Below are 4117 nucleotides of genomic sequence, written 5' to 3'. Positions count from 1 at the left end.
CAGGGTATTTATCCGGCAAATTGGACGATGGCTGAACCTAACCCGTAAGCCAGGTAGCCAGGTAGCCAGGTATCGGCGTATGTTGGGTTGCGGTTCGCCGTGGTCTGACTGACGGGTTGTAAACTGACCCGCCGGTTCTCGTGAGCGGATCGGCGGGTTTTTTAATGGGACTTCGGATTCGTGTTAAAAATAAAACGCACTGGAGAATTCTCGGCTTGGCTGAGTAAGATTAAAGATGGCTTAACCAAACGCCGACTTGCCCGTCGACTTGAAAAGGCGCAAACAGGTAATCTGGGAGATGTAAAACCAGTGGGAAGCCGTGTTTTTGAGATGCGCGAGCATTTCGGGCCGGGTTGGAGGATGTATTATGTTCAACGTGGTAATGTATTGATTGTCATGCTCGGCGGTGGCGATAAATCCACTCAGGAGGCAGATATTGCCAACGCCATCAATTTGGCGGCGAAGATTGAGGAGGAATAATCTTGTGACTGAAAAAATTCGTGTCGCGGATTTGCCTGAATTTGATATGGCAGACTATTTGGAAGACGAACAGGCGATTGCTGAATATTTAACCGTGGTCTTGGAAGAAAATGATCCAGCAGCCTTAATACAAGCCTTGGGGACGGTTGCTCGTGTGCGAGGCATGACAGAGATTGCAAAAGTTTCCAATGCTGCGCTTGAAGCGTTTAATAAAGCGGTGTCGGTTGGGCCGCAGCGCGTAGGGCGCAGGGCGGGTTAGCGAAGCGTAACCCGCCGGAACCAGGATGCCCTGAACGGCGGGTTACGGCTGACGCCTAACCCGCCCTACTTCTGAACGAACCGCCCTTGGGAAACCGGGGGCGGTTTTTTATTGGGGGTCGGGCGTATACTGAACGCATTAAACATTAGGAGGCGATGACGATGGCCACAACGTATGAAGACATACTTAATCTGTTCCGGGAAACCGACCGGAGGTTTCAGGAAGTGGCCGAATCCCAGAAAGACACGGATCGGAAGTTTCAGGACACGGATCGCAAACTGAATCAACTGGAAAAGCTGTTCACCAGCCAATGGGGCAAGCTGATGGAATCGCTGGTGGAAGGCGATCGGGTGAATCTGCTCAACGCACGCGGCATCGGCATCACCGACACCACCACCCGCCTGAAAGGCAAACGGCCCGACGGCGGCAACTACGAATTCGACATCCTGGCCCACAACGGCGAAGCGATGGTGGTGGTGGAAGTGAAGACCACCTTGCGCCCGGATGACGTGAAAACCTTCATGAATAAACTGGATCACCTGAAAGAATGGATCCCTCGCTACGCTCATAACCGGATTTATGGCGCGATGGCGTGGCTGACGGCGGATGCGGGCGCCGAAGCGATGGTGGAGAACCGTGGACTGTTCAGCATTCGAGCGACGGGGGATTCGGCCTCGATCCAAAATGACCCGGCCTTTGCGCCGCGAGCGTGGTAGCGCGTAGGGCGGGTTAGCGAAGCGTAACCCGCCGGAACCGGGACGCCCTGAACGGCGGGTTACGGCTCGCGCCTAACCCGCCCTACTTCTGAACGAACCGCCCTTGGGAAACCGGGGCGGTTTTTTTGTTTTTGTGTAAAATACCCTTATGCGTATCATCTCTAAAAAACCGCTGCGAGAATTCTGGGAATATCACCCCGAATCAAAACATCTCCTTGAAGAATGGTTCAAGAAAGCGCGTCGGGCGGCAGCGACTCTTTCCCCGTATTGCGTCAGATATTTAGCTCTGCGGACTATGTGGAAGGTTTTACCATTTTCGATGTCGGCGGGAATCGTTATCGAATTGCCGCAGTCATTCATTACGACCAGCAACGGCTTTATATTCGGCGCGTGATGACCCACGCTGAATATGATCGAAATGATTGGAGAAAAACATGAACGCCATGATGAACGTGCAACAACTTATTCCCGTTTGGCAGGCGTTTCAATCCTTGGCACCCATTACCCATATAGAAAACGATATTCAATATGAACAGATGACCGAATTACTCAATGGGTTACTGGATACCGTTCGGGATGATGTCCGCCACCCGCTCTATTCCTTGATTGCCGTGGTGGGTGATTTAATTGAGACCTATGAAATCGAGCATGAGCCTCGTAGCCTCGTAGCGCGTAGCTCGTAGGGCGGGTTAGCGCGTAGGGCGGGTTAGCGAAGCGTAACCCGCCGGAACCGGGATGCCCTGAACGGCGGGTTACGGCTCGCGCCTAACCCGCCCTACTTCTGAATGAACCGCCCTTGGGAAACCGGGGGCGGTTTTTTTATCGGAAAAATGTTAAAATTCAATTTAAGTTGCGAAAAGAGATTTTTGATAATGAGTACTATGATTGCTGAGCTTTATGATGCACTTAGAGAAGCGGGAGCATCAGAAGAAAAAGCGCGTGCGGCTGCCAAAACAATGGCAGATTATGATTCTCGTTTTAGCAAAATTGACCAAGACTTAGCCCTCATCAAAGCTGAAATTGTGGTGCTGAAGTGGATGCTTGGGTTTCTCATTGGTGGAATGGTATCGCTGATCTTCAAGGTATTTATAGCATCGTAGCGCGTAGGGTGGATTAGCATCGTAGGTTGGGTTGCGGGTTGCCCGTGACCTGATTGAATCGCTGCTGTGAATGCCCGCCGGTTCTCGTAAGAGGATCGGCGGTTTTTTTCCTCCTGTAAATTTTCCTGTGATGGCGATGATTTGCGGCCTGGGCTAGAACATCGGCTTCATCTAACTCTTTGATCTTGCTGAGAGGTGTGCGTTGTACTTACCCAACCCGTCGTGCGAATCACAGGAAAATTTACAGGAGGGTTTTTTTGGTGGATGTGTTATGGATAGAGGAGGATAAAACGTGGGTCATCTATTTGCCGAAATTGGATTGAGCAATCCGCGTCGATCAGAGCTTAAGCCGTTAGCGGTCAAAGCGTTGGTCGATACGGGGGCACTGATGCTGTGCATACCCGAACACGTTGCTGTGCAATTGGATTTGCAAACCGAATCGTTGCGAGAAGTGACCGTTGCTGATGGTCGTTCGATGAAAATTCCCTACGTCGGTCCCATCAAAGTGATGTTTGAAGATCGTCTATGTTTCGTCGGAGCGCTGGTCATGGGCGATGAGGTACTGCTCGGCACGGTTCCGATGGAAGATATGGACTTGCTGTTATCGCCCAGCCGGCAAACCGTGATCGTCAATCCGGCCAGCCCCAATATCCCTCATGCGCGGGTGAAATAGCTGCGTAGCATCGTAGGTTGGGTTGATGGTTTTATCGTCAACCCAACACTGCACAGCCCTGAATGAATGAACCGCCCTTGGGAAACCGGGGCGGTTTTTTGATGTCCTCTCTCTCCCCTATGTTCGTGTTATGCTTAGTTTAATTGTATTAAGAAGCGTGAATATGGCGACTATTACGTTTTATACCTTGAAATTCGTTGAAAAACTCAAATCGGGAGGTATCCCGGAAGATCAAGCCAAAGTGATCTCTGAGGCATTCCGCGATGCTTCCGGTGAAGCTGAATTGGTTACGAAAAAGGATTTACAAATTGAACTGGCCCCCGTTCGCGCTGACATTAATCTGATTAAATGGATGTTGGGAATTTTGCTGGGTGGCGTGATGGCTTTGGTACTTAAAACATTTTTCCCAATGTAGCCGGGTAGTTCGTAGCTCGTAGCGCGTAGGGCGGGTTAGCGAAGCGTAACCCGCCGGAACCGGGATGCCCTGAACGGCGGGTTACGGCTCGCGCCTAACCCGCCCTACTTCTGAACGAACCGTCCTTGGGAAACCGGGGCGGTTTTTTAATGCGGGCGATGTTGGGATATAATGATGTAGTTTTCAATCATCTATGCCCTGGAGTGGTTATGCCCACCATCAGCATGTTTTACGGGATCGTTATTCGTCTTTACTTTTATGACGACGAAAGATATAAGCTGCCGCATATTCACGCTAAATACCAAGATCACGAAGCCTCTTTCTCGATTCTTGATGGTACTGTTTTGAGCGGAAGTATCCCGGTTCCAAAAACTCGTTTGGTACAGGCGTGGATTGAAATCCACCGCGAATCTTTATAGTCACCTTTTTGGTAAAAACCCCCGCCTTCAGGCGGGAAAGACTTCAGTCCTTGCT

The 4117-nt window shown here is 50.8% G+C and carries 9 protein-coding genes; all 9 read left to right on the top strand.

Going from position 1 to position 4117, the window contains the following annotated elements; translation table 11 throughout:
* The first annotated feature begins 180 nt into the window (after positions 1–180).
* The 9 genes from BN874_RS18630 to BN874_RS18590 all read left to right on the top strand — a co-directional run bounded on the left by BN874_RS18630 (position 181) and on the right by BN874_RS18590 (position 4062).
* Positions 181–480 carry a type II toxin-antitoxin system RelE/ParE family toxin gene (locus BN874_RS18630; protein WP_034435857.1) on the top strand — a complete coding sequence of 100 codons (300 nt, stop codon included), beginning with the start codon at positions 181–183 and terminating at the stop codon, positions 478–480.
* 4 nt (positions 481–484) lie between these two features.
* On the top strand, positions 485–739 hold the full coding sequence (locus BN874_RS18625; RefSeq protein ID WP_051498061.1) for an addiction module antidote protein: 255 nt from the start codon (positions 485–487) through the stop codon (positions 737–739).
* Between the two features lie 161 nt (positions 740–900).
* The gene (locus tag BN874_RS18620; protein ID WP_230314489.1) at positions 901–1455 is read left to right on the top strand and encodes a hypothetical protein; all 555 of its coding nucleotides are present in this window, start codon (positions 901–903) and stop codon (positions 1453–1455) included.
* Positions 1456–1677: 222 nt separating this feature from the next.
* Positions 1678–1893: a type II toxin-antitoxin system HigB family toxin gene (locus BN874_RS18615; protein ID WP_230314488.1), complete on the top strand. Its 216-nt coding sequence runs from the start codon at positions 1678–1680 to the stop codon at positions 1891–1893.
* Complete coding sequence (locus BN874_RS18610) at positions 1890–2138, top strand: hypothetical protein (protein WP_034435855.1); 249 nt, start codon at positions 1890–1892, stop codon at positions 2136–2138. The genes BN874_RS18615 and BN874_RS18610 overlap by 4 nt, the downstream gene beginning before the upstream one ends.
* 189 nt (positions 2139–2327) lie before the next feature.
* Positions 2328–2555: a hypothetical protein gene (locus BN874_RS18605; RefSeq protein ID WP_034435859.1), complete on the top strand. Its 228-nt coding sequence runs from the start codon at positions 2328–2330 to the stop codon at positions 2553–2555.
* A 292-nt stretch (positions 2556–2847) separates the two neighbouring features.
* The gene (locus BN874_RS18600; RefSeq protein WP_034435853.1) at positions 2848–3228 is read left to right on the top strand and encodes a clan AA aspartic protease; all 381 of its coding nucleotides are present in this window, start codon (positions 2848–2850) and stop codon (positions 3226–3228) included.
* Between the two features lie 163 nt (positions 3229–3391).
* A complete protein-coding gene (locus BN874_RS18595; protein WP_034435852.1) occupies positions 3392–3643 on the top strand; it encodes a CCDC90 family protein in 252 nt (83 codons plus the stop codon).
* A gap of 209 nt (positions 3644–3852) precedes the next feature.
* Entirely contained in the window at positions 3853–4062 is a 210-nt protein-coding gene (locus tag BN874_RS18590; RefSeq protein WP_034435858.1) for a DUF4160 domain-containing protein, read from the top strand.
* The last annotated feature ends 55 nt before the right edge of the window (positions 4063–4117 follow it).

The organism is Candidatus Contendobacter odensis Run_B_J11 (assembly GCF_000531125.1).
In the GTDB taxonomy this organism is placed as follows: domain Bacteria; phylum Pseudomonadota; class Gammaproteobacteria; order Competibacterales; family Competibacteraceae; genus Contendibacter; species Contendibacter odensensis.
The sequence above is the reverse complement of the archived record's forward strand: the minus strand, read 5'-3'. Positions and strand labels throughout refer to the sequence as shown.